The sequence below is a fragment of the Haloprofundus salilacus genome, from assembly GCF_020150815.1.
Classification (GTDB): Archaea; Halobacteriota; Halobacteria; order Halobacteriales; family Haloferacaceae; genus Haloprofundus; species Haloprofundus salilacus.
Genome location: NZ_CP083723.1, coordinates 2,884,451 through 2,907,962 on the forward strand (window position 1 = coordinate 2,884,451; position 23,512 = coordinate 2,907,962).

Annotated in this window: 20 protein-coding genes; 9 read left to right on the forward strand and 11 right to left on the reverse strand. The window is 65.5% G+C overall.

The annotated features are described in order from the left end of the window. Window positions 1-189 precede the first annotated feature (189 nt). Window positions 190-1,227: an SPFH domain-containing protein gene (locus tag LAQ58_RS14970; protein ID WP_425490720.1), complete on the forward strand. Its 1,038-nt coding sequence runs from the start codon at window positions 190-192 to the stop codon at window positions 1,225-1,227. Between the two features lie 52 nt (window positions 1,228-1,279). On the opposite strand, the gene LAQ58_RS14975 is transcribed toward LAQ58_RS14970, so the two are convergent. After that, the gene (locus tag LAQ58_RS14975) at window positions 1,280-2,272 is read right to left on the reverse strand and encodes a ribonucleotide-diphosphate reductase subunit beta (RefSeq protein ID WP_224448242.1); all 993 of its coding nucleotides are present in this window, start codon (window positions 2,270-2,272) and stop codon (window positions 1,280-1,282) included. 36 nt (window positions 2,273-2,308) lie between these two features. After that, window positions 2,309-4,777: a ribonucleoside-diphosphate reductase subunit alpha gene (locus LAQ58_RS14980; protein ID WP_224448243.1), complete on the reverse strand. Its 2,469-nt coding sequence runs from the start codon at window positions 4,775-4,777 to the stop codon at window positions 2,309-2,311. Between the two features lie 258 nt (window positions 4,778-5,035). On the opposite strand from LAQ58_RS14980, the gene LAQ58_RS14985 reads away from it, so the two are divergent. After that, window positions 5,036-5,530, forward strand: a complete 495-nt coding sequence (locus LAQ58_RS14985; RefSeq protein ID WP_224448244.1) for a GNAT family N-acetyltransferase — start codon at window positions 5,036-5,038, stop codon at window positions 5,528-5,530. A gap of 10 nt (window positions 5,531-5,540) precedes the next feature. On the opposite strand, the gene uvrB is transcribed toward LAQ58_RS14985, so the two are convergent. Both uvrB and LAQ58_RS14995 read right to left on the reverse strand, forming a co-directional pair. Then, a complete protein-coding gene (gene uvrB, locus LAQ58_RS14990) occupies window positions 5,541-7,601 on the reverse strand; it encodes an excinuclease ABC subunit UvrB (protein WP_224448245.1) in 2,061 nt (686 codons plus the stop codon). Between the two features lie 161 nt (window positions 7,602-7,762). Beyond that, window positions 7,763-9,064 carry a GNAT family N-acetyltransferase gene (locus LAQ58_RS14995; RefSeq protein WP_224448246.1) on the reverse strand — a complete coding sequence of 434 codons (1,302 nt, stop codon included), beginning with the start codon at window positions 9,062-9,064 and terminating at the stop codon, window positions 7,763-7,765. A gap of 118 nt (window positions 9,065-9,182) precedes the next feature. Between LAQ58_RS14995 and LAQ58_RS15000 the strand changes: the two genes are divergently transcribed. Further along, entirely contained in the window at window positions 9,183-9,452 is a 270-nt protein-coding gene (locus LAQ58_RS15000) for a DUF7553 family protein (protein WP_224448247.1), read from the forward strand. 91 nt (window positions 9,453-9,543) lie between these two features. On the opposite strand, the gene LAQ58_RS15005 is transcribed toward LAQ58_RS15000, so the two are convergent. Next, on the reverse strand, window positions 9,544-10,164 hold the full coding sequence (locus LAQ58_RS15005) for a transcription antitermination protein (protein ID WP_224448248.1): 621 nt from the start codon (window positions 10,162-10,164) through the stop codon (window positions 9,544-9,546). Then, window positions 10,161-10,292, reverse strand: a complete 132-nt coding sequence (locus LAQ58_RS18950; RefSeq protein WP_255594911.1) for a hypothetical protein — start codon at window positions 10,290-10,292, stop codon at window positions 10,161-10,163. Before LAQ58_RS18950 ends, LAQ58_RS15005 begins: the two co-directional genes overlap by 4 nt. Before the next feature lie 45 nt (window positions 10,293-10,337). Between LAQ58_RS18950 and LAQ58_RS15010 the strand changes: the two genes are divergently transcribed. Beyond that, window positions 10,338-11,849, forward strand: coding sequence for a stage II sporulation protein M (locus LAQ58_RS15010; protein ID WP_224448249.1), 1,512 nt, complete (start codon window positions 10,338-10,340; stop codon window positions 11,847-11,849). An 865-nt stretch (window positions 11,850-12,714) separates the two neighbouring features. On the opposite strand, the gene LAQ58_RS15015 is transcribed toward LAQ58_RS15010, so the two are convergent. Next, window positions 12,715-13,578 (reverse strand): sulfurtransferase, encoded by an 864-nt coding sequence (locus tag LAQ58_RS15015; RefSeq protein ID WP_224448250.1) that lies wholly within the window; start codon window positions 13,576-13,578, stop codon window positions 12,715-12,717. Between the two features lie 229 nt (window positions 13,579-13,807). On the opposite strand from LAQ58_RS15015, the gene LAQ58_RS15020 reads away from it, so the two are divergent. Then, window positions 13,808-14,602: a sulfurtransferase gene (locus LAQ58_RS15020; protein WP_224448251.1), complete on the forward strand. Its 795-nt coding sequence runs from the start codon at window positions 13,808-13,810 to the stop codon at window positions 14,600-14,602. Between the two features lie 158 nt (window positions 14,603-14,760). Here LAQ58_RS15020 and LAQ58_RS15025 read toward each other — a convergent pair whose 3' ends face one another. The 3 genes from LAQ58_RS15025 to LAQ58_RS15035 form a co-directional block, all read right to left on the reverse strand. Further along, complete coding sequence (locus tag LAQ58_RS15025) at window positions 14,761-15,036, reverse strand: HalOD1 output domain-containing protein (protein WP_224448252.1); 276 nt, start codon at window positions 15,034-15,036, stop codon at window positions 14,761-14,763. Between the two features lie 94 nt (window positions 15,037-15,130). Next, window positions 15,131-15,772, reverse strand: coding sequence for a helix-turn-helix domain-containing protein (locus LAQ58_RS15030; protein ID WP_224448253.1), 642 nt, complete (start codon window positions 15,770-15,772; stop codon window positions 15,131-15,133). Between the two features lie 48 nt (window positions 15,773-15,820). After that, entirely contained in the window at window positions 15,821-16,825 is a 1,005-nt protein-coding gene (locus LAQ58_RS15035) for an AI-2E family transporter (protein WP_224448254.1), read from the reverse strand. Between the two features lie 132 nt (window positions 16,826-16,957). Here LAQ58_RS15035 and LAQ58_RS15040 point away from each other — a divergent pair, with 132 nt between their 5' ends. From LAQ58_RS15040 to LAQ58_RS15055, 4 genes are all read left to right on the forward strand, one after another. Beyond that, window positions 16,958-18,103, forward strand: coding sequence for a thiamine ABC transporter substrate-binding protein (locus LAQ58_RS15040; protein ID WP_224448255.1), 1,146 nt, complete (start codon window positions 16,958-16,960; stop codon window positions 18,101-18,103). 28 nt (window positions 18,104-18,131) lie between these two features. Then, a complete protein-coding gene (locus LAQ58_RS15045) occupies window positions 18,132-19,895 on the forward strand; it encodes an ABC transporter permease (protein ID WP_224450188.1) in 1,764 nt (587 codons plus the stop codon). Continuing rightward, window positions 19,888-21,027, forward strand: a complete 1,140-nt coding sequence (locus tag LAQ58_RS15050; RefSeq protein ID WP_224448256.1) for an ABC transporter ATP-binding protein — start codon at window positions 19,888-19,890, stop codon at window positions 21,025-21,027. Before LAQ58_RS15045 ends, LAQ58_RS15050 begins: the two co-directional genes overlap by 8 nt. A gap of 120 nt (window positions 21,028-21,147) precedes the next feature. Beyond that, window positions 21,148-22,719 (forward strand): FAD-dependent oxidoreductase, encoded by a 1,572-nt coding sequence (locus LAQ58_RS15055; RefSeq protein ID WP_224448257.1) that lies wholly within the window; start codon window positions 21,148-21,150, stop codon window positions 22,717-22,719. 97 nt (window positions 22,720-22,816) lie between these two features. Here the strand turns inward: LAQ58_RS15055 and LAQ58_RS15060 are convergent, their stop codons facing one another. Next, a complete protein-coding gene (locus tag LAQ58_RS15060; protein WP_224448258.1) occupies window positions 22,817-23,497 on the reverse strand; it encodes a hypothetical protein in 681 nt (226 codons plus the stop codon). Window positions 23,498-23,512 lie beyond the last annotated feature (15 nt).

Here is a 23,512-nt window from a genome sequence, read left to right on the forward strand (position 1 = left end):
ACTCCGGCGCGTGCTGCAGTGGAAGCGAAGGGGTCCGGGACGAAAAATGGTTGATTCACGAGTGACACTTATCTGCGGTCGGCCGCTAGTCACGGTATGGCAAGCCCCTTTCGCGAACTCGGCCGCGCGACGGCGAGAGGCGTCCCCAAACAGCTGTGGACCGTCCTCTTTCTCGTCGTCGCCGCCGCGGTGGCACTCACGCTCGTCCCCATCACGCCGGCGACCATCGTGGGTCTGCTGGTTCTCGCGCTCGCCGTCGCGACGCTCGTCAGCACCGTCGAAATTGTGCAGGCGTACGAGAAGCGCGCGCTGACGGTGTTCGGCGAGTACCGCAAACTGCTCGAACCCGGTCTCAACGTCGTCCCGCCGTTCGTCTCGCGGGCGTACCGCTTCGACATGCGGACGCGCATCATCGACGTCCCTCGGCAGGAAGCCATCACGGAGGACAACTCGCCCGTAACCGCCGACGCCGTCGTCTACATCCGCGTGATGGACGCGAAGAAAGCCTTCTTGGAAGTCGAAGATTACAGGACCGCCACCTCGAACCTCGCGCAGACGACGCTTCGCGCCGTGCTCGGCGACATGGAACTCGACGAGACGCTGTCCCGACGCGCCGAAATCAACGCGCGAATCCGCGAGGAACTCGACGAACCCACCGACGAGTGGGGCATCCGCGTCGAGAGCGTCGAGGTGCGTGAGGTGAAACCGAGCGCCGAAGTCCAGGGGGCGATGGAGCAGCAGACCGCCGCCGAGCGCCGTCGCCGGGCGATGATTCTCGAAGCCCAGGGTGAGCGGCGCAGCGCCGTCGAGAAGGCGGAGGGGGAAAAGCAGTCGAACATCATCCGCGCGCAGGGCAAGAAGCAGAGTCAGATTCTGGAGGCGCAGGGCGACGCGATCTCGACGGTGCTCCGGGCGAAGTCCGCCGAGTCGATGGGCGAGCGCGCAATCATCGACAAGGGGATGGATACGCTCTCGGAGATCGGCACCAGTCCGTCGACGACGTTCGTCCTCCCGCAGGAGCTCACCTCGCTCGTCGGTCGGTACGGCAAGCAGCTGTCGGGCAGCGACGTGAGCGAACCGACGCCGAGACTCGACTCGCAGTCGTTCGACGAGGAGACCCGCGAAATGCTCGGTCTCGACGACGTCGAGGAGATTCTCGACGACATCGGCAACGGCGACCGCGAGCAGATAGTTGAAGTCGTGCCGGAGGAGACCGAACGGAACTGAGCAGTCGGGCGGTCACTCCCTCGACTCTTCCCTCAACGCCTCCCTCGGTAGACTACCAGTCGAGCGACCCGCCCGACTGATACTCGGTCACCTGCGTCTCGAAGAAGTTCTTCTCCTTGTTGAGGTCGACCTGCTCGGACATCCACGGAAACGGATTTTCGGTGCCGAACTCGGCGTCCATCCGGAGTTGACCGAGGCGTCGGTCGGCGACGTACTCGACGTACTCGGCGAACTGCTCGGCATTCATCCCGAAGAGGTCGGACGGGCACGCCTCCTCGGCGTATATCTGCTCCAGTTCGACCGCCTCGACGACGAGTTCTCGAATCTCGGCTTCGAACGCCTCGGTCCAGACACCGGGGTTCTCGTCGCGGATCGCGTTGACGAGGTCGACGCCGAAGTTGAGATGCAGCGACTCGTCGCGCATGATGTACTCGAACTGCTCGCCGACGCCGACCATCTTCCCCTGTCGCTTGAGCGCGAGCATCATCGCGAAGCCCGCGTAGAAGAAGATGCCCTCCATGATGACGTAGAAGCCGACGAGGTCGCGGAGGAACGCCCGGAGGTCGTCGTCCGTCTCGATGGTGAAGTCGGGGTCGTCAGCGGCGCGCGTCAGGTCGACGACGAACGCGTCTTTCTCCTCGATGCTTGGGACGCGGTCGTACATGCCGTACAGGTACTCGGGGTCGAAGCCGAGGCTGTCGCAGCAGTAGATGAACGTGTCCGTATGGATAGCCTCCTCGTAGGCTTGTCGCAGGAGGTACTGGCGGCACTCGGGGGCGGTGACGTAGTCGTAGACGGCGAGGACGATGTTGTTCGCCGTCAGCGACTCCGCCGTCGAGAAGAACCCGAGGTTCCACTCGACGAGTTGTCGTTCCGCTTCTGTGAGTTCGTCGCCGCGCCACTGGGAGACGTCGTCCTGCATCGGCACCTCCTCGGGCACCCAGTTGTTGGCGACGCCCGCCTTGTAGTACTCGCGGGCCCAGTCGTACTCGATGGGCAGTATCTTGTTCGGGTCGTGCTGGCTGTCGTCGTTGAGTATCGGCATCTGTGTGTCGTGGTAGGGGAGGATAGTTCGCTGGCGCTACTGGCAGGCGTCGCAGGTGGGGTCCTCGACGCTCGGGAGGTCGCAGGCGTCATCGGACGCCCACTCGTTGCCGTCGTCGGCGTCACCGTCGCCTCCGTCGGCGTCGTTTCCAGACTCGTCGCCGCGCAGTTGGGTGTCGTCGTACTCGGCCATGTCGAGCGTCGACTTCTCTATCTGGCTCGCGCCGAGCGTCCGCAGGTAGTAGGTCGTCTTCAGCCCGAGTTCCCATGCGGTCCGGTAAACGTCGTCGAGCAGCGTCCCGTCCGTCGAGGGGAAGAAGACGTTGTGCGACTGGCTCTGGTCGACCCAGACGGCGCGCTGCGCCGACAGTCGAAGCTGGTGACGCGGGTCTATCTCGAATGCGCTCCGGTGAAGTTCGCGCAGCGACTCCGGAATCGCGTCTATCTCCTGAATCGAGCCGTCGTGGTACTTGATGCGGTCGAGCAGTTCGGGACCCCAGAGGTCGCGGTCCTTCAGTTGTTCGACGAGCGTCTCGTTGACGACGGTGAAGTCGCCGGACATGTTCGACTTCACGTAGAGGTTCGAGTAGCGCGGTTCGATGGACGGCGTCGTCCCGGCGATGGTCGAGATGGTCGCCGTCGGCGCGACGGCCATTGTGTTCGAGTTTCGCATCCCGTGTTCGGCGACGTGCTCGCGGACGCGCCCCCAGTCAAGCGTCTCCGTCACGTTGACGGGTATCTCGCGGTCGCGCTCTACTTCGAGGAGTTCGACCGTGTCCTGCGGGAACAGCCCGCGGTCCCACTTCGATCCCTCGTAGCTGTCGTACGGTTCGCGCTCGCGGGCGAGCCGTGAGGAGCCGAGGACGGCGTGGTAGGCGACGAACTCCATCGCCTCGTCGGCGAACGAGACGGCGTCTTCGAAGGCCATCGACACGCCGCAGTCTACGAGCGCCTCGTGGAAGCCCATCACGCCGAGGCCGACCGGGCGGTGCCGCAAGTTCGAACGTTCGGCCGCTTCGGTCGGGTAGAAGTTCAGGTCGACGACGTTGTCGAGCATCCGCATCGCCGTTCCAACGGTGTCAGCGAGGCGCTCGCGGTCGAGCGCTCCCGCGCCGTCGGCGTCGTCCGCGACGTGCCGCGCGAGGTTCACCGAACCGAGGTTGCAGACGGCGGTCTCGTCCTCGGAGGTGTTGAGCGTGATCTCGGTGCAGAGGTTCGATGAGTTAACGGCGCCCGCGTGATCCTGCGGCGACCGGACGTTGCACGGGTCTTTGAACGTCAGCCACGGGTGGCCCGTCTCGAACAGCCGGGTGAGCATCGTCCGCCAGAGATCGGCGGCGTCGACGCGCTCGTACTGCCGCAGCTCGCCCGCGTCGGCTTTCGCCTCGTACTCGCGGTAGAGCTCCTCGAATTCCCGACCGTATGTGCCGTGCAGTTCGGGCACCTCGTCGGGCGAGAACAGCGTCCACTGCTCGTCGGCTTCGACGCGTTTCATGAACAGGTCGGGAATCCACGCCGCTGTGTTCATGTCGTGGGTGCGGCGTCGCTCGTCGCCGGTGTTGCGCCGGAGGTCGACGAACGCCGGGAAGTCCATGTGCCAGCACTCGAGGTAAGCGCAGGCCGCACCGCGGCGCTTTCCGGAGCGGTTGATGGCCACGGTCACGTCGTTCGAGATCTTCAGAAAGGGGACGACTCCGGTCGACTCGACGCCGGTCGACTCGATGAGCGCGCCGGTCGCGCGGACGTTCGTCCAGTCGTTGCCGAGGCCGCCGGACCACTTCGAGAGCTTCGCGTGTTCGCCGTAGGCGTCGAAGATGTCGTCGAGATCGTCGTCGACCGTCGTCAGATAGCACGAGGAGAGCTGGGGGTGGGTCGTCCCGGCGTGAAACAGCGTCGGCGTCGAGTGGACGAACCGCAGCGTCGACAGCAGTTCGTAGAACTCCTTCGCGCGCTCGGTGCGCTCCTCGGGGAGTTCGCGCAGCGCGACGCCCATCGCGACGCGCATCCAGAACGACTGCGGCAGTTCGAGGCACTCGCCGTCGTTCGTCCGGAGAAAGTAGCGCTTTTCGAGCGTCTCCATCGCCATGTAACCGAACTCCTCGTCGCGGTCGAGAACGAGCGTCTCCGCGAGTTCGTCGAGGTCGTAGGCGAGCATGCGGTCGTCGAGCAACTCTTCGGCGACGCCGCGCTCGATGCCCTCGCGGAACGACTCGCGGTAGGCGGCGTCGAGCGCGTCGCCACGAAGGTCGGCGTCGAGCAGTCGACGGTAGTAGCGTCGTCGGAACGCGTCGGCCGCCGCGGCGTCGAACGCCGGGTCGCGCTCGGTTCGGGCGGTCAACACGTCGACGACGGCTTTGTAGCGTTCATCGACTGACGCGCCGTCGTACAGTTTTCGCTCGGCGGCGTCGACGAGGCGGTCGACATCGTCGACGGCGTCGCGGTCGCGACAGGCGTCTTCGAGCACCGAACGGACGGTCTCTGCGTGTGCGTCGGTAGTCTGGCTCATGTGTGGGAGTAGTGAGTTCGACTCCCGGCGGTCGCGCCGCTGAACGGCGTCGCAACTCGCCGGAGAACGGCCGAATGCACCCGCGTCGGCGCTGTCGGCCCGGTCGAACCGTACCGCGTGATGACCGACGGGAGCGGCATAAATGTTTCCAACAGTGCTTTCAGTAATACAATTTTAGTTGGTTTTCCTAGTCCGTCCTGCCCGTCGTGTCAGCCGATCCGAGCAACGGCTTTCCCCGTCGGCGTGCTACGGAGACACATGGAGATACGACCGGCCAACGCCGATGACATCGAGGCGATACAGCGCGTCGCCCGGCGGTCGTGGGAGGCGACGTACCGCGACATCCTCGGCGCGGAGACGGTGGCGGAGACCGTCTCGGAGTGGTACTCCGAGGAGGCGCTTTCGGATGTGCTCGGCAAACCGGGGACGGCGTTTCTGGCCGCCGAGAAAGAGAGCGAGGTAGTCGGCTTCTGTCACGGCGTCGTCGAGGCCGAGCAGGGCGACATCGTCCGTCTCTACGTCGACCCGGACCACTGGCGCGACGGCGTCGGCTCCGCGCTGTACGAACGCCTCCGCTCGGACCTCGAAGATTTCAACATGCACCGACTGGAGGCTATCGTCCTCGCGGACAACGAGATGGGCAACGAGTTCTACCGCAATCTCGGCTTCGAGAAGACGGGGGAGGGTGAGGTGACGATGCGTGGAGAGACGTACGGCGAGAACGTCTACCGGAAGCGACTCTCGGCGACGTAGCGCCCGGTGGTCAGAACTCGGGATCGATTTCGGGGGCGACGCCGTCGTCCGGGTTATCGAGGTCGAACTCCCGGCGGAGTTTCCGAATCCGGTCGCGGATGTCCGCGGCGAGTTCGAACTCGAGGTTGCTCGCGGCCTCGTCCATCCGGTCTTCGAGCAGATCGACCTTCCGGGCGGCAGCGTCGGCGTCCTCGATGTCGTCGACGGAGGTGTCGGAGGTGTCGGTCTTGCTCCCTGGGAGACTCGTCTCGCCGACTTCCTTCTGAATCGTCTCGGGCGTGTAGCCGTGCTCCTCGTTGAACTCGGTCTGAATCTCGCGGCGGCGCTGGGTCTCTTCGATGGCGGCTTCCATCGAGTTCGTCATCTCGTCGGCGTAGAGGATGACTTCGCCGTTGACGTTGCGGGCGGCGCGGCCCATCGTCTGGACGAGTGTTGTTTCGGAGCGGAGAAAGCCCTCTTGGTCGGCATCGAGGATGGCGACGAGCGATACTTCGGGGATGTCCAGACCCTCCCGGAGGAGGTTGATGCCGACGAGCACGTCGATGTTCCCCAACCTGAGGTCGCGGATGAGTTCGTGGCGTTCGAGCGTATCGGTCTCGTCGTGCATGTACGCCACGTCGACGCCCGCCTCTTCAAGATACTCGGTGAGGTCCTCGGCCATGCGCTTCGTGAGCGTCGTCACGAGCACGCGCTCGTCGCGTTCGATTCGCTCGTCGATGCGGCCCATCAGGTCGTCGACCTGCCCCGTCGCCTCCGCGAGTTCGACCTTCGGGTCGACGAGGTGGGTCGGGCGAACGATCTGTTCGACGATCTGCTCGGAGTGCTCGCGCTCGTAGTCGCTGGGCGTCGCGGAGACGAACAGCAGGTCCGAGGTCTTCTCCTCGAACTCCTCGAACGTCAGCGGGCGGTTGTCGTAGGCGGTCGGGAGTCGGAAGCCGTTGCCGACGAGCGAGTCCTTCCGCGATTTGTCGCCCGCGAACTGCCCCTTTATCTGGGGCAGCGTGACGTGCGACTCGTCGACGACGCAGAGGAAGTCGTCGGGGAAGTAGTCCAAAAGGGTGTACGGTGCCTCGCCCGACTCGCGGTCGGACATGTGAACCGAGTAGTTCTCGATGCCCGAGCAGTAGCCGGTCTCCCGAAGCATCTCGAGGTCGAACGTCGTGCGCTCCTCGATGCGCTGGGCGGCGATCAGGTCGCCGTTTCGCTCGAAGTAGCGCACGCGCTGTTCCATCAACTCCTCGATCTCCTCGGTGGCGCGTTCGAGACGCCCCTCCGGAATGGAGTAGTGCTCCGCCGGGTGGAACAGCACCGCGGGTTCCTGAGAGACGACTTCGCCTTGCAGCGTGTCTATCTTCATCATCCGGTCGATTTCGTCGCCCCAGAACTCCACGCGGACGGCGTAGCGGCCGTACATCGGGAACACTTCGACGGTGTCGCCGCGAACTCTGAACGTACCCTGCGAGAAGTCCACGTCGTTTCGCTCGTAGTTGAGGTCGACGAGTCGCTTCAGCAGTTCGTCGCGGTCGATTTCCTCGCCGACCTCCAACTCCAGGGCCATCTCCTTGTAGTTGCGCGGGTCGCCGAGACCGTAGATGGCCGAGACCGAGGCGACGACGATGACGTCGTCGCGGGTGAGAAGCGACCGCGTCGCCGAGTGGCGCAAGCGGTCTATCTCCTCGTTTATCGACATGTCCTTGTCGATGTACGTGTCGGTCTGTTCGAGGTACGCCTCGGGTTGGTAGTAGTCGTAGTAGGAGACGAAGTACTCGACGGCGTTGTCGGGAAAGAGGCTGCGGAACTCCTCGTACAACTGCGCGGCGAGCGTCTTGTTGTGCGCGAGAACGAGCGTCGGTTTCTGGACCTCCTCGATGGTCCACGAGACGGTGTTGGTCTTCCCGCTGCCCGTCACGCCGAGCAGCGTCTGCGTCTCCATCCCGCTCGCGTAGCCGTCGGCCAACTGCTCGATGGCCTCCGGTTGGTCGCCTGCGGGGTCGAACGGCGCGTCGACGCGGAACCGGCGGTCGGCCTCCGGCCGGTCGGGCGACAACGGTCCGGAGTCGATGTCACTCATCGGCCGTGGTACGTGACGGAGCTACTTTACGGGTGCGTCCGAGCGCCGACGACGGGGCGGTCCGCGACGGCGATGGGGCGGGTCGTGCCGACGACCGGGTTTCGTGCTGACGACCGGGTTCCGCACCGACGAAAGGAGCGGAGCGATCGGGGGCGAGGCGGCTAGAGCGACCGCTCTGCGAACGTCGGAGTCCAGACGGTGCCGTCGGTGAGCATCTCGCCGCCACAGCGCCAGGAGTCGGCATTGCTCACGTCGTCGTCGACGTACGGGTACGCGACGAGCGTCGGCGGCGCGGTCAGAAGCGACAGGGGGTAGTCGTCGTCACGGACGAATCCGGCCGCCCGCATCGTCTCGTCGGGGAACGCCGACCCGAACGCCATCAGGAACTCTGCGTCGGCGTGTTGCTCGGCGATAGCGACGAGCAGTGTCCGAATCGCGGCGGTTTCTCCGGTTTTCTCAACCGCGGGTCCGGCAGGAAGCACGTCGACGAGTTCGACGCGGTTGTTCTCGTCCGGATCGGCGACGACGACTGCGGCGACCGTTTCGTCGTCGCGGGCGGCGAAGTACGTCCGGTACGACTCGGCGGAGTCGTCGAACCGCCAGTCGTAGAACTCGGCATCGCGGACAGCACGGACGGCGCGGACGTCGTCGGCGTCGACGCGCTCCGCGAGGGCCGCGAGTCGCTCGGCGGGAACGCCGTCGACGCGGGAGACTGCGAGGTCGCGGTCGACGGCGATTCGGCGACGCTTCGCGGCGAGGTAACCGCGTGCGGCGACGCTCCCGAGTCGGCCGAGCGCGCGGCCAACAGCGCCGCGGTCGGCGGTGAACGCGAACGGGTTCCGGATTCGGTAGTACGTCGGCACGTTGTCGACGACACGATAGCCGAACGCCAGCGCGTTGGCGAGCGCCTCGTCGTCGCCGTCGAGAAAGTCGAACGCGAAGGCGGTCGACGAGTTGACGTATCGTTCGGCGGCGGCCGACGAGAGTTGGTCGGCGAGATCCGTCTCTCCGTACTCGGGATGAGCGATGATACCGGCGGTGCGGCGGGCGGTCACCACGTCGGTTCCGACGCACATCCGGACGGCGACCGACAGGTGCGCGCCGACGAGCTCGCCGTCGCGTTCGGCGACGAGTATCGGCGTCTCGTCGGGGTTGAACGGGTTGTCGACGAATCGCCGAGCGAACCGCTCGGGGGTCTCGCCCGTCGCCGTCTCGTACAGCGAGAGCAGTTCGTCTCTGTCGTCGGTCTCGAACGGTCGCATGACGAGGTCGTCGAGTTCGGCTCCGTCTTCGGAGGCGTCCTCGCGGTCCGGTTCGGAATCGATTCCATCGTCGACGGTGGTATCTCCGGAGGACTCGGCGGCGTCGAGTGACTCGCTCCCGCCATCGACGGGGGGTTCCGCTTGCGAACGAGACGTGTCACGGTCGTCTCGGTCGTGACTCTCTTCGGTCGACGCGGTCATTGCGTGTGGTTTCCGAGAGACACGCCATTGTTACTCACCCCATACTGGTCGGTAAGTGGGCCCAAACGGCGAGCACGGTTTCCGAAACACTTTGCCTGATTCCGAGCTACTCACTCACATGGAACGCGAACAACTCCAGCGGGCGAGCGACGAACTTCGGGAGGCGAGCGAACTGACGGACGGCGCGCTCCGAGAGCGACTCGTAGAGCAGTCCGAGCAGTTGACCGACCTCGCGAATCGAGAGCGCGGACCCGACCACGGCCGACTCGACAGACACCTGAACGTACTGCGAGACATCGCAGCACAACTCGACGGCGAGGCGAAGGCGCACGTCGAAAGTGCGAGCGAGGCCATCACCGACTATCGGTCCGGCGTCGCGGGCGTCTGAACGGGGCGATTCCCGAGCGCGGCGGCCGAACCCCTTCAGTTCGCGTGGAGATTTGAGAGCATCAGCCGAAGAAAACGGTTCGCTTCGGCGGTCAGCAGACGTTTTTCGGCTTGACGCCCATCGATTCGAGCGTCTCGACGTACTGGTCGTACGCGGCGTCGACGACGGTGTCGGCGGCGGCGTGGGCGCGTTCCCAGTCCGCGTCGTCGTCGCAGACCGAATCGAGCAGCTCTGCGGCGCGGTCCAGTTGGTCGTCGTAGTCGTCGCGGATGCTCCGAAACGCGTCCGCCGAGGAGGTGTCGGCGCTGCCGACGAAGAAGCCGACCATCTGTCCGGCGAGGCGGCTAGCGACTATCGAACGCGCGAGGAGGCCGCCGGCCCGTTCTTCCGTATTTTCGAAGCCGTCGAGCACCTCGTACATCCGACGGTCGGTGTCGGGGTTGGTGTCCTCACTCTCGACGGCGTCGCGATGGTCGGTCTCCGCGTCGGCGACGGCCGAGAACAGGTCGGCTGCGTCACTGTCGTCTTCGATCTCGGCCCACTCCTCGAAGAGGCGGGCGGCCGTCTCCGCTTCGTCGCGGGCGGCGGCGCGGATCGCCGGGGCGTCCATCTCCCCGCCGGTGAGCGCGTACAGCGCCTTCGAAGAGCCGAGTCGGGAGAGGGCGGTCTCGTGGTCGTCGCGCAGCGCCTCGATGAGTTCGTACCCGTTCATGCGAAGACGTACGAGGGACGGGCGTTTGTAACCTGCGCCGTCGTCAATCCGCCGTCGAGCGCTCGGTCGCCGATTCGGTCGCATCCTCGGGAGTCGCCGCTGTACGACAGCGAGCGCGCGTCGAACAATCATCCGAGAGATACAGTTACGGGGATGGCTGTTAACTGGCGAACGTGCGCATCTCCACAGCCCTCCGCACCGGATTCCGACTCCCAGATCGCCATCCGGTCGCCGTCCTCCCATTTTACCTCCTCGCGACGAGCGTCGGCGTCATCGCTCGCGTCCCGATGTTCGTCGGTATCGCCGTCGCAGTCGCCGCCCTCTCCTCGAACGGACGACTCGACGCGTTTGTCGACAGCGTCCAGCAGGTCGACTTCGCCGCTGTCGACCCCGCTGAACCGACGACTGCGACCGGACTGGCGGACGCGCTCGCGGTGCTCGTGACGCCGGTGACGGCCGCGGTGCTCGCAGTGTCGGTGTTGGTGGCGGTCGTTCTCGGTCTGTTGGCGACCGGCGTCGTCCGGGCCGGAACGCTCTCGGCGGTGCTGGCCGCAATAGACGGGGGCGACCCGACCGTCGGCGGGATCGGCGGCGCGAGGCGGTTCTGGCGCTCGTTCGTCGGCTTTCTGCTCCTGCGAACCGCGCTGTTCGGCGGCTTGTTTCTCGTGACGGCGCTGGTCGCACTCGCGCTGTCGTTGCTCGGCGTCGCGGGAATCGTGCTGGGGGTTCTCGTCGCGCTGGTCGGGGTGGTGCTCGCGCTCGTCGTGGGGTTGCTGTTGGCGTTCACCGAGCAGTCGCTCGTCGTCGACGGCGAGGGACTGGTCGACGCGCTCCGTGCGAGCGTTCGGTTTCCGTTCCGGCGGCCCGTCGACTTCCTGTTCTACGTGCTCGTCGCGGGCGCAGCGTTCGTCGGCAACGGCATCGTCATCGGGACGGCCGGGGCACTCGGAGTCACGCAGGCCGGGACGCTGCTCTCGATTCTTCTCATTTCGCCGGTTCTCGACGGTTTCAAGACCTCGCTGTACGCCGAGCGCGGACTCTCCGAGCGCGAGAGCGGGTACGGAATCGAGGGCGAGCCGACCCCGCGACGACGCCGCCTTGTCTCGGGGACGCGCGACGGCGTGGGCGCGCTCGGCCGATTCGTCGTCGAACATCCGGGCTGGAATCTCGTCTCGACGTTCGTGCTGGCCGGGAGCGTCCTCGCGGGTTACGTCGCGACGTCCGGGTACGGGATTCGAATCGGCGCCCCGGGCGACGTGGCGGGCGTCTTCGGCGTCTTCCCCGTCGACACGTTCGTCAACATTGCGGCGAACAACTGGCTCGTCGCCGCCGGCAGTGCCTACGGCGGCCTCGCGCTCGGGGTTCCGGCGGCAGTCAGTCTCGCGTTCAACGGGCTTCTCGTCGGTGCGCTCGCCGGAATATTCGAATTGACGCCGTTTCTGGCGCTCGTCGCACCGCACGGCGTCATCGAACTGCCGGGGTTGATCGTCGCGGGCGCGCTCGGACTGCATCTCGGTCGCGTCGGGTGGAGTGCGTACCGCGGGCGACGCGACGCGGCGTCGCTCGCCGGAGAGCTGCGGCGCGCGTTCCGGATACTCGTCGGACTGGCCGTCGTCTTCGTCGTGGCGTCGTTCATCGAGGCGTTTCTCACGCCCCGAATCGCCGCCGCCGTCCTCGGCGGGTGAGCGCGCCGTCTCGGGACGGAAGCGGGCCGAGTACCGATTCGTTTATCGCCAGTTAGTACGGCGATGAACGAGTTGGTACTACTCTTGAGACTCCTTTCGCCGTTCGGATTTCGAAACCTACTGTGTTAAGCGGACGAGTTTAGTGGATAGCGCTACGTTCTTGAGACGCGAACCGCGGACGCGCCGGACACAAACACAGTTCGCGTGCCAACGAACTTAGCCAAACCATGCAGTCCCGGTGTGCTGCGTTCGACGAGGCTTCGGTCTCAAACCATCTTCGGAATCCGATGCGACCAGCGATGCGTCTCGACGGTGCCCGGCGTAGAGTCTCGCACGTAGCTGTCACTCTTGTTCGGCAGGCAGTACGGCGACCTAATATATCTGGTACCGATACTTAGTGGACGAAGCGCCAACTACAGTACGCGAACACGGACGCACCGGACCCGAACACAGTTCGCGTGCCAACGAACTTAGCCAAGCCATGCACTCCGGACGCGCCGTGTTTAGCGAGGAGTACCCCTCGTTCTTCCCAATCTCCGAAACCTGACGCGAGGAGCGACGCGTCTCGGTCGCGACGATCGGGCCATCGTTCGAAACCCAATGCCTAACATATTAGGTGATGTCGTTTAGTGGGTGGGGTTGTAAGTAGTAACTGCGAACCGCGGAACACCGGACCCAAACACAGTTCGCGTGCCAACGAACTTAGCCAAGCCATGCAGTCCCGGTGCGCCGCGTTCGACGAGGCCAAGTCCTCGTATCCCCCCCATCCTTCACTGACTACCCGGCGAGCGCATCCGCTCGTCGGCGGTAGTCACATTCGAAAAAACTCGAAATGGGGAGCGAGAGCCGTCGAAGTGACGGGCGCTCAGTCGTCGTTGCTGCCGGTTTCGACGGGTGCGCCGACGAGGTTGCCCCACTCGGTCCACGAGCCGTCGTAGTTGGTGACGTTGTCGTAGCCGAGCAGTTCGTGGAGCGCGAACCACGCGATCGAGGAGCGCTCGCCGATGCGGCAGTACGCGATGACGTCCTGGTTGTCGTCGACGCCCTCGGACTCGTAGAGTTCGCGGAGTTCGTCGGCGGACTTGAACGTGCCGTCGTCGTTCACCGTGGCCGCCCACGAGATGTTACGTGCGCCCGGGACGTGACCGCCGCGCTGGGCGGTCTCCTGCAGTCCCGGCGGGGCGAGAATCTCGCCGCTGAACTCCTCGGGCGAGCGAACGTCGACGAGCGGCAGACCGCGGTCGATGGCCTTCTCGACGTCGTCGCGGTACGCGCGGATGGACTCGAAGGGGCCGCGAGCGTCGTACTCCTGCTCGGGGAACTCCGGCGCCTCGTCGGTCGTCGGGTAGTCGTTGTCGACCCAGTAGTCGCGGCCGCCGTTCATCAGGCGCACGTCCTCGTGGCCGTAGTACTTGAACTGCCAGTAGGTGTACGCCGCGAACCAGTTGGAGTTGTCACCGTAGAGGACGATTGTGGAGTCCTCGCTGATGCCGTGAGAGCCGAGCAGGTCCTCGAAGTCCTCCTTGGTCAGGATATCGCGGGTCGTCTGGTCCTGTAGTTGCGTCTCCCAGTTGAACCCGATCGCACCGGGGGCGTGACTGTCGTCGTACGCCTCGGTGTCCACGTCGACTTCCACGAGTCGGTAGTCGGGGTCGTCGCTCTGGAAGTCGTCGAGATGGTCTTCCACCCAGTCCGCCGAAACGAGCACGTCTTTTGCGTAATCTGCCATCGCAGATGTCTACGTTCTCCGGGAGCATAATCCCTCCACCCCCGGCATGTACGGCCGTTCGAGCGAAGTACCGGATAATGTTGCATCATCCTGCCCGACGAGCGATTTATTCCAGTGTTGCACGGCTGACGAGTCGGCAAGTGCCGGCAAAATACCCCGGTAGGAAAGACGAGAGTCAGTCGTGACCGCGACGCCGACAGCTAAATCCCACCCGGCCGTAGCCCGCCCCATGTACGAAAACGCCGTCGTCGCCGCGTCGTGGGTCGCCGACCGACTGGACGAACTCCGCGTCGTCGACGTGCGCGACGCGTGGGAGTTCGACGGCATCGGTCACGTTCCCGGTGCGGTGAACGTGCCGTTCGACGAGTTTCGTAGCTCTGCGGGCGACGAAGGGATGTTACCCGGAGAGGAGGTGTGGGCGGAGTTGCTCGAAGCGGCCGGCGTCGACAACGGCGACCACCTCGTTGCCTACGACGACACCCACGGCGTCTTCGCCGCTCGGTTCCTCGTGACCGCCGAACTGTACGGACACGACACCGACCGTCTCCACCTGCTCGACGGCGACTACAGCGCCTGGAGTCGCGAGTACGAGACGACGACGACGGAGACTACGGACCCCGAACCGACGACCTACGAGGTCCGACGACCCGAGCGGACGCCGCTGGTCGATTACGAGACCGTCCTCGACAGCCTCGACGACTCGGACGTGGTCGTCGTCGACACGCGGGAGGCGTGGGAGTACGAGGAGGGTCACATTCCCGGTGCAGTGCAACTCGACTGGCGGGAGTTCGTCGACGACGAGGCGCGCGGACTGAAACCGGCCGAAGAACTCGAATCGATTCTGACCGACCACGGCGTCGGCGACGACCAGCAGGTGCTGCTGTACTGCAACACCGCCCGCCGTATCAGTCACACGTACCTCGTGCTCCGGCATCTCAGGTACGAGGACATCGCGTTCTACGAGGGAAGCCTCACCGAGTGGGAGGAACGCGGCGGACCCATCGAAAGCGAGGATGCGGAGTAAGACGGGAGGTGGAGACAGAGATGGGAACGAGACGGAGATGAAACGGAGAAAAAGATGAGGACGGAGAAAGAGAGGAGAGGGGAACGGAGGCGGGAACGGAACCGGAGACGACAGTCGGCGGAGCAGACGACCCGGCATCGAGCGAGCTCGACGGACGCTCAGTACGACTGGACGACGACTCGCCCGTCGTCGCACGCGGCGACGGACGACCCGGCGTAGTGAAACTCGACGACACGACCGCCGGGTCGGTCGAACAGATCGAGCGAGTCGTTCAGAATGTCGTCGAGTGCGTCGGGGTCGAGCGAGTCGAACAGCGGCGGCAAAGAGAGTTGGTCGACGTCGACGGCGTCGGCGACGGCCCGGACGACGGTGTCGCTCGGTCGTTCGCCGCTGTGTCTTCGGTAGGTTTCCGCGTTCGGCCCTGGGGTAATCAAGGGTGGAGGAGTAGTAGTCACGACTACTCGTGGATACGGATTTTCGAGAATGTATCCAGTGATTATGTAACTGGGTTTATCACAACGTCGTCACTCAGTGCTCGATAAGCGTCCGCCGAATCAGATTTCGGTAGCCGCGGCGGAGACGGTCGGCGACGGCCTGTCTGCTGATATCGAACTCCTCGGCGAGCGAGTCGAGCGACGTCTGTCGGGGAACGTCGAAGTACCCCCGGTGGAAAGCGAGCAAGAGCGTCTCTCGCTGCGCGTCGGTGAGACCTTCGGTCCGCGTACGTCGTTCGCGGAGGCGTCGCAACTGCCGGAGTTCGAGCGGCACGTCGTGGCTCTGGCAGTGGGCTTGAAACGCCGAGAGGCAGTCCCGCGTGGGCGCTCGACATTTGAACGTCCAGCCGTCGGTCGTCCCGACCGCGCTGAGAAGTGCGACGTCGAGACAGGCGAAGCCCGCGAGAACGTCGTCGCCGGCGGGGGTCCAACGGCTCTGAAACAGCGTTCCGTCGCCGTCGTCGCCGAGGACGGTGACGCTCTCGAAGGCGTCGTGGGTGGCGAGCACGTCGACGATCACCGCCTCGTCGGCGCCGGTGACCCGGAAGTACGGAAACACGTCCGGTCTCGTCGGGATGACGCGAACGAGTTCGATTCTTACGTCGGACGCCGCCGCGAGAACCGGCCCGAAAGGAAGTGCTTCGGCCGGGAGGGAAAACTCGGCGTAGAGAGTCATATGGTGTGTGGTTCGTTCGCGTTCATCACACAAAATACCGCTGCCGCATCAATGTAACTCGTCTGAAAACTGTAGTTCGAGTTCGGACGAAAGTAACTTCGCGCTCTCCAGGACGAGCGCGACGACGAGCGGTCCGACGATGACCCCGAGGGCACCGAGACTCAGCAATCCGCCGACGAAGCCGACGAAGTAGACGCTCCCTGGGAGGTCAGCCGTTCGCCGGGCGAGTCGCGGTCGGATGAGCACGTCCGGCAGAAACGCCACGAAGAACCCGCCGACGACGAAGACGAGGAGTGCGGCGACGGTCTGTCCGAGCGTGAGATGGTAGAGCGCCAGAAGCAGCAGCAGGAGACTCGGACCGAGAACCGGAACGAACTGCAGCACGGCCGCGACGGTCGCGAGCGCGATCGGAAAGTCGTAGCCGAGAAGCGCGAAGACGACCACGCTGACGAGGAACGTCCCGACGGCCGTCGCGGCCTGCAACACGTAGATGGCGAACAGCGTGTTGCGCGCGCGCTGGTCGAGCGCTCTCGCCACGTCCCGATAGGCGTGTGGGACGAGCGCCAGCACAGCATCCCGCGTCGTCCCCGCCCGATAGAGCAGCGAGAAGACGACGAGCGCGAACACCGAGAGTTTGATGAGCAGCACCGGTGCCGCGACGACGACCTCCTCCGCGAGCGACCGCAGGAGCGAGAGCGTGACAGCCGTCGCCTGGTCGAGCGTCACCGTGTAGGCGAAGTCGAACAGGGCGAGCGTCACTTCGTCGGGAACGATGCCGAGCAAGCCGCGGAGCGCGTCGAATCGAAGGACGAGAACGCCGACGAGCGGTGCTGCGACGGCGACGACGCCGAGGAACGCCGCCGCGGTGGCGACGGCGCTCGACGTCCACGCCGACAGCCCGCGTCGCGTCAGTTCCCGACGCAGCGGCGAGAGCAGATACGCGACCGTCACGGCGAAAAACACCGTCGCCAACACGTCGGCCAGTATCACCGCCGCCAAAAGCGCCGAGACGACGAACAGCGCCCCGAGAACGTACCGACGCTCGAAAGTCACGGATGGGATTTTCGTGAAATCGTTATAGCCGTTTGGGTGTCCCGTCGACTCCGTCCGACCGGGCCGACGGCGCCCCGTTCCGGCGAGAACAGACCACGAACGTTAAATAACACTCGGTGTAATTACCACGTAATGAACCGACGGAGTTTCCTCAAAGCGGCGGGCGCGTCGGGCGTCGCGGCGTTCGTCGCGGGGTGTAGCGCCGAACCGGTCGACGACGGGGCCGACGGGCCGACGGCGAACGAAACGGGCGGACAGAACGGAACCGAAGGCGAGACGGGAACCGCGACGGGGACGCCGTCGGGTCCCGAAACGCTCCGCGTCGCGACGTACAGTTCCTTCGTCGACGCGCCGAGTTCGAGTCCCGGTCAGTGGATCAAAGAGCGGTTCGAGTCGGAGTTCGACGCCACGCTGGAGTGGCAGATTCCCGACAACGAAATCAACTACTTCATCGAACGCGCGGCCCAGGGCGTCGACAGCGACGCCGACGCCTACGTGGGACTCGACACGAACATGCTCATCCGCGTCGACGAGAACGTCGACGGACAGCTGTTCGCACCCGTCGAATCGGACGCCGTTGAGGGTCGAAACGCGGTGCAGTCCGGGTTGGAGTTCGACCCACAGGGCCGCGCGATTCCGTACGACACGGGCTACATCAGTCTCGTTTACAACGAGAACGATGCGACCGCACCGCAGACGTTCGACGGGCTGCTGCGACCGGAGTTCGAAGGGGACCTCCTCGCGCAGGACCCGCAGTCGAGCGCAACGGGGCAGGCGTTCCTGCTCCACACCATCAAGGCGAAAGGCGAGGACGGCTACCTCGACTACTGGGAGCAGTTGCAGCAGAACGGGGTTCGGGTGCTCGGCACGTGGGAGGACTCCTACGCCGCCTACTCGAACGGCGAGTCGCCGATGGTCGTCTCCTACTCGACGGACCAGGTGTACGCCAACGAGGAGGGCGAGGACCTCAGCGAACACCAGATCCGCTTCTTGAACGGCGAGGCGTACGCCAACCCCGAGGGGATGGCGCGCTTCGCCGACTCGCAGAACACGGAGCTCGCGAATCGTTTCCTCTCGTTCATGCTCCGGCCCAAAGTACAGGCCGAAATCGCCGTCAGAAACGTCCAGTTCCCGGCCATCGCCGACGCGCCGCTGCCGGAGGAGTTCGCGCAGTACGCCAAGGAGCCGGAGACGCCGGTCACTTTCACCTACGAGGAGCTCAAAGGGAACCTCAGTGAGTGGACCGACGCGTGGGCACGGCAGTTCGCCAGCAACTGACGTGAGCGATTCGGCGGCGGGCGCGGAGATGGAGGCGGGCGACGACGGCGGGCCACGGACGGCGTCCGGACAGCGACGCGTCACGGTCTCCGACTGGCTCGAATCCCGCGCGCTGACGCTCGTCGCCGTCGCGACTGGCGTCGTCCTCGTCGTGCTGTTCTACTACCCGGTGGCGACGGTGTTCGTCGAGGCCGTCGTCGTCGACGGCGCACTGTCGTTCGAACCGCTTCGCGAGGTTCTCACGTCGCGGTTCTACCTCGTCGAGATAATCGGTTTTACCGCGTATCAGGCCGCGCTGTCGACCGTCGCCAGCGTCGCGCTCGGCCTCCCGGGGGCGTGGGTGCTGTCGCGCTTCGAGTTCCGCGGCCGCAAGACGCTTCGCTCCCTGACGATCCTCCCGTTCGTCCTCCCCTCTATCATGGTCGCTATCGGCTTCGTCGCCACCTTCGGTGCGAACGGGACGCTTAACCGCCTTCTCTCAACGGTCGGTCTCGGTCAGGTGAGCCTGTTGTACACACTTCCGGCGATCATCGTCGCGCACGCATTCTATAACGCGCCGCTCGTGACGCGGATGACGACGGCGGCGTGGGAGAGTATCGACGCGCGGACCGTGGAGACGGCGCGGAGTCTGGGTGCGTCGCCGACGCGGGCGTTTCTCGATGTGGTCGTTCCGCAACTGCTCCCCGCGATTCTCGTCTCGGCGACGCTGACGTTCGTCTTCACCTTCGCCTCGTTTCCCATCGTGTTGGCGCTCGGCGGCCTCCAGTACGCGACCATCGAGGTGTTCGTCTACTACCGCGTCCAACAACTGGCGTACGCCGACGCGGCGGCGCTGGCCGTCGTCGAGACGGCCGTCTCGCTCGGTCTCACCTACGCCTACCTCCGCTACGAGGCCCGCCAGCAGACCGCCGCGTTCGCCGCAGGTGCGCGTCCGGCGCCCCGAAAACGGTTGATTCCGCGGTCGTTCCGTAGATTGTCCGCGAAAGACGCGCTCTCGCGCGTCGCCGCCTTCGGCTACGGCGTCGTCGTGCTACTCGTCTTCGTCGCTCCCGTCGCCAGCATGCTGCTTTCGAGCGTCACCGCGCCCGACGGATCGCTCACGGCGCGCTACTACGAATTCCTGCTCCAGCGGCAGGCGACGGCGACCGAGTTTCAGGTGAGTCCGCTTCCCGCAGTTCTCAACTCGCTGTTGTTCGGCGTCGGCACGTTGCTGTTGGCGCTTCCCATGGGTGTCGTGATGGCGGTGTTGACGACGCGGCGCTACCGCGGTCGGAAACTGGTCGATGCGCTCTCTATGGCCCCGCTCGCGGTGAGCGGCATCGTCGTCGGTCTCGGACTCCTTCGGGGACTCGTGTTCGGCGTCGAGGCGTTCGGCTACCGGTTCACCGTCGCGGGTGCCGTCGCCATCGTCGCGGCGCACTCGGTGAGCGCGTATCCGTTCGTCACCCGCAACGTCGCGCCGCTTCTCGGGAACTTGGACCCGCGGCTGGTCGAGTCCGCGCGGAGCCTCGGCGCGTCGCGGACGCGGGCGCTGTGGGACGTCGAACTGCCGCTGGTGGCCGCGGGCGTCGTCGCCGGGGCGGCGTTCGCCTTCGCCATCAGCGTCGGCGAGTTCGACGCGACGGTGATTTTGGCCACCGGGTCGAACAGCTATACGATGCCGGTCGCCGTCGAACGCTACCTCGGCCGTCGCCTCGGTCCAGCGACGGCGATGGGCTGTATTCTCTTGTTCGTCACGAGCCTCAGTTTTGTCGTCATCGAACGCTTCGGCGGGAGGTCCCGCGGTGTCTGAAATCACCCTAGAGAACGTTCGGAAGACGTACGCCGAAACGGCGGCGCTCGACGACGTGAGCCTCCGCGTCCGCGACGGCGAGTTCTTCACGCTCGTCGGTCCCTCCGGATGCGGGAAGACGACGACGTTGCGACTCATCGCGGGGTTCGAGTCACCGACCGAGGGCGCGATTCGATTCGACGGCGAGAGTGTGTCGGGCGTGCCGCCGGAGAGCCGAAACGTCGGTGTCGTCTTTCAGAACTACGCGCTGTTCCCGCACATGAGCGTCGCCGAGAACGTCGGCTACGGACTCCGATTCGCCGACCGAGAGCGACGCCGCGGGAGCGAAGCGCGGGTTTCTGAGCTCCTGGAGCTCGTCGACCTCGCGGGGATGGAAAACCGCGACCCGACCGAACTCTCGGGCGGACAGCAACAGCGCGTGGCGCTCGCTCGCGCGCTCGCGCCGGGACCGCGTCTGCTGCTTCTGGACGAACCGATGAGCGCGCTCGACGCGCGCCTCCGCGAACGCCTCCGCCTGCAGGTGAAACAGATTCAGTCGGAGTTGGGGATCACGACGGTGTACGTCACGCACGACCAGGAGGAGGCGTTGGCCGTCTCCGACCGCGTCGCCGTGATGAACGCCGGACGTGTCGAACAGGTCGGACCGCCGCGGGAGGTGTACCGCCGTCCGGCGACGCGGTTCGTCGCCTCCTTCGTCGGCGACAACAACCTGTTCGAGGGCGAACTGATCGATGAGACCGACAGTACGGCGAGTGCACGGGAAACGAAGGGGTTGCGACGGCTCCGCGTGCGTGTCGGCGAGACGGTGTTCGAGGTCGACGCGACGGGGGACGAGTCGTCATCCGTCGGCGAAGCGGTTCACGTCGACCCCGAGTCGTCGACCTCTCGGTCGCCGCGGTTCGACGGCGGGAACGTCGCGTTCTGCGTCCGACCCGAACGGCTGGAGATCGACGGGCGTGAGAATCAGTTCACGGCGACGGTCCGAGAGACGGAGTTCCTCGGCGAGACGACGCGCGTCCACCTCGACTGGAACGGGCGCGAGGTGACCGTCCGCGCGACGAACCCCTCGGACGCGGGCGAGACGGTCGAGTTAGGTTTCGCCCCCGGAGACGCACACGTGTTCGAGAGCTGAACACTCGGGCGTCGCTGACGGCGGGTCCGGGCTTTATTCGGCGTGACGTGGTTCGTTCGCAGGACGGTTTCGCGGCCGTGCGGGGCGCGCGGCCGGTACCTCGGACAACGGAGTTCCCCGATGAACGACAACGACACCGACGACACCGACGCCACAGCATCGAGAACCGACCAGTTTCCGGCGGGCGAACGGACCTCCGTGTGGCTCGGTACGTCGCCGACGACGGAGTACGCGCCGCTGAGCGGCGGCATCGACGTCGACACCGCCGTCGTCGGCGGCGGCATCGTCGGGGTGACGACCGCGCTCCAGTTAGCGGAGTCGGGACAGGACGTCGCACTCGTCGAGCGCGACCGAATCCTCACCGGCGTCACGGGCAAGACGACGGCGAAACTCACCTCCCAGCACGGAATCCTCTACGACACCCTCGCGTCGACGGTCGGCGAGCGAAAGACACAGCAGTACGCCGAGGCGAACGAGGCCGCCATCGACCACGTGGAGTCGCGCGTCGAGTCGCTCGATATCGACTGCGGGTTCCGACGCCTACCGTCGTACGCCTACGTCCGGTCGCCGGAGCGTCGCTCGGAGGTACGACAGGAGGTGAACGCGGCCCGGCGATTCGGCCTCCCGGCGGAGTACGAGCAGTCGGTCGCCGTCGACGACGAAGCGGTCGCCGCTGTTCGCTACGACGACCAGGCGATGTTCCACCCGCGGCGGTATCTGTTGGCGCTGGCCGAGGCGTTTCTCGACGTCGGCGGTCGCATCTACGAGGAGACGCGGGCGCTAGACGTCGACGGCGGCGGTCGCCCGGTCGTCGAAACCGATCGCGGCGAGATTCTGGCCGACGAAGTCGTTCTCGCGACACACTTTCCGATTCACGACACGGGTGCGTACTTCGCACGGATGCATCCGAAACGGTCGTACGTCGTCGCCGTCCGGGTCGCCGACCCGCCGACCGAGGCGATGTACTACTACACCGGCGACCAGTACTTCTCGGTCCGGACCCACGACACCGGCGACGAGGTGCTGACGCTCGTCGGCGGCCAGAACCACAAGACCGGACAGGGCGGCGACACGAACGAGCGCTACCGGAAGGTCGAGGAATCGGCCCGTCGTCACTTCGACGTGGAGTCCGTCGAGTACCGCTGGTCGACGCAGGACTACGCCTCGGTGGACAAGGTGCCGTACGTGGGCGAACTCCCGTTTTCGGACAACGTCTATATGGCGAGCGGCTTCGGCGGATGGGGGATGACGAACGGCACAGCGTCGGGGCTGCTCCTCTCGGATCTCGTGCGCGGCGAAGAGAACTCCTGGGCCGGCACCTACAACCCGAATCGGGTGACCCTCGACCGGACCTCGGCAACGGAGTTCGCGACGCAGAACGCGAACGTCGCCAAGGAGTTCGTTGGGGACTGGCTCTCGAAGCCCCATCGCGAGGATCTTCGACGATTGAAGTCGGGCGAGGCGACGGTGCTGCGCGAGCGAACGAAACCGATAGCGGCCTACCGCGACGACGACGGCGAACTGCACACCCACTCCGCCGTCTGTCCGCACATGGACTGCATCGTCCACTGGAACGACGCCGAGCGGTCGTGGGACTGCCCGTGCCACGGGTCGCGCTTCGAGTACGACGGTCACGTCGTCGACGGACCGGCCGTCTCCGATTTGCCGACGCGGAATCTGGACGTGGAGTGAGAGCGCACCAACGGGGAGTTTCGCGACTCGTTCGAGCTGCCGAGAATCAAAAAGAGGCCACGAGCGACGGCTGAAAAGTGGCCGCAGCCGACGACTATCAGGCGATACGAACGCCCGACAGCGTCGCCTGATACGGCGTCGTGCCGGGTTCGATGTACCCGTTTCCGACGAAGTCGACGACGCCGGAGACAACGTTACCGCCGTCGCCGAACTGGAGTTGCATCGCTCCTTGAATCAGCTGGTAGATCGGCGCAAGGAGGCCGTCCGTCGGCGTCACGCAGTTGAGCAGACTCGACCGGGCCGCAGGGAGGCCGAAGAAGTTTCCGTCGATGGTGACGACGAGAACGCCCGCCGCCTCGTCGGCGTCGACGAACGCGACGTCCAGCGCTGCGATCTCCGGGGCCGGCGTCGTGTCGATACCGACCGCCTGGTGGACCGCCGTGTTCGTTCCGAACCAGATAGCGCCCGCCTCCGGGGCGCCCGGCGGGTTCCCCGAGAACAGACCGACGTCTCGGGCGTTGACGCCGTTGTTGAACGTCACTCCACTGGGGTCGAACGGCGGAAACAGGGACAGCTGCGCCGTCCGCGCGAACGGGCCGTATTTCGTCGCCCCCTGCATCGTGACCTCGTAGAGCGCTGTCGGCGGGATGTTGCCTGTCTGTGCAGCGCTCCGCCCGGCGAGGCCGGCGCCGAGAACGGCACCGACGGCGGTTTTCAGATACGTCCGTCGATTTAGCGACGGAGACGCGGACACCTTAGTCGAACTCTGCTGTGACATCTTCGCACCTCGACG

Bases quoted from the DNA above. Each gene is read 5' to 3' on its own strand.
- LAQ58_RS14975 (WP_224448242.1), bottom strand. From the start codon at position 2,272: ATGCCGATACTCAACGACGACAGCCAGCACGACCCGAACAAGATACTG.
- LAQ58_RS14980 (WP_224448243.1), bottom strand. From the start codon at position 4,777: ATGAGCCAGACTACCGACGCACACGCAGAGACCGTCCGTTCGGTGCTC.
- LAQ58_RS14985 (WP_224448244.1), top strand. From the start codon at position 5,036: ATGGAGATACGACCGGCCAACGCCGATGACATCGAGGCGATACAGCGC.
- uvrB (WP_224448245.1), bottom strand. From the start codon at position 7,601: ATGAGTGACATCGACTCCGGACCGTTGTCGCCCGACCGGCCGGAGGCC.
- LAQ58_RS14995 (WP_224448246.1), bottom strand. From the start codon at position 9,064: ATGACCGCGTCGACCGAAGAGAGTCACGACCGAGACGACCGTGACACG.
- LAQ58_RS15000 (WP_224448247.1), top strand. From the start codon at position 9,183: ATGGAACGCGAACAACTCCAGCGGGCGAGCGACGAACTTCGGGAGGCG.
- LAQ58_RS15005 (WP_224448248.1), bottom strand. From the start codon at position 10,164: ATGAACGGGTACGAACTCATCGAGGCGCTGCGCGACGACCACGAGACC.
- LAQ58_RS15015 (WP_224448250.1), bottom strand. From the start codon at position 13,578: ATGGCAGATTACGCAAAAGACGTGCTCGTTTCGGCGGACTGGGTGGAA.
- LAQ58_RS15020 (WP_224448251.1), top strand. From the start codon at position 13,808: ATGTACGAAAACGCCGTCGTCGCCGCGTCGTGGGTCGCCGACCGACTG.
- LAQ58_RS15030 (WP_224448253.1), bottom strand. From the start codon at position 15,772: ATGACTCTCTACGCCGAGTTTTCCCTCCCGGCCGAAGCACTTCCTTTC.
- LAQ58_RS15040 (WP_224448255.1), top strand. From the start codon at position 16,958: ATGAACCGACGGAGTTTCCTCAAAGCGGCGGGCGCGTCGGGCGTCGCG.
- LAQ58_RS15045 (WP_224450188.1), top strand. From the start codon at position 18,132: ATGGAGGCGGGCGACGACGGCGGGCCACGGACGGCGTCCGGACAGCGA.
- LAQ58_RS15055 (WP_224448257.1), top strand. From the start codon at position 21,148: ATGAACGACAACGACACCGACGACACCGACGCCACAGCATCGAGAACC.
- LAQ58_RS15060 (WP_224448258.1), bottom strand. From the start codon at position 23,497: ATGTCACAGCAGAGTTCGACTAAGGTGTCCGCGTCTCCGTCGCTAAAT.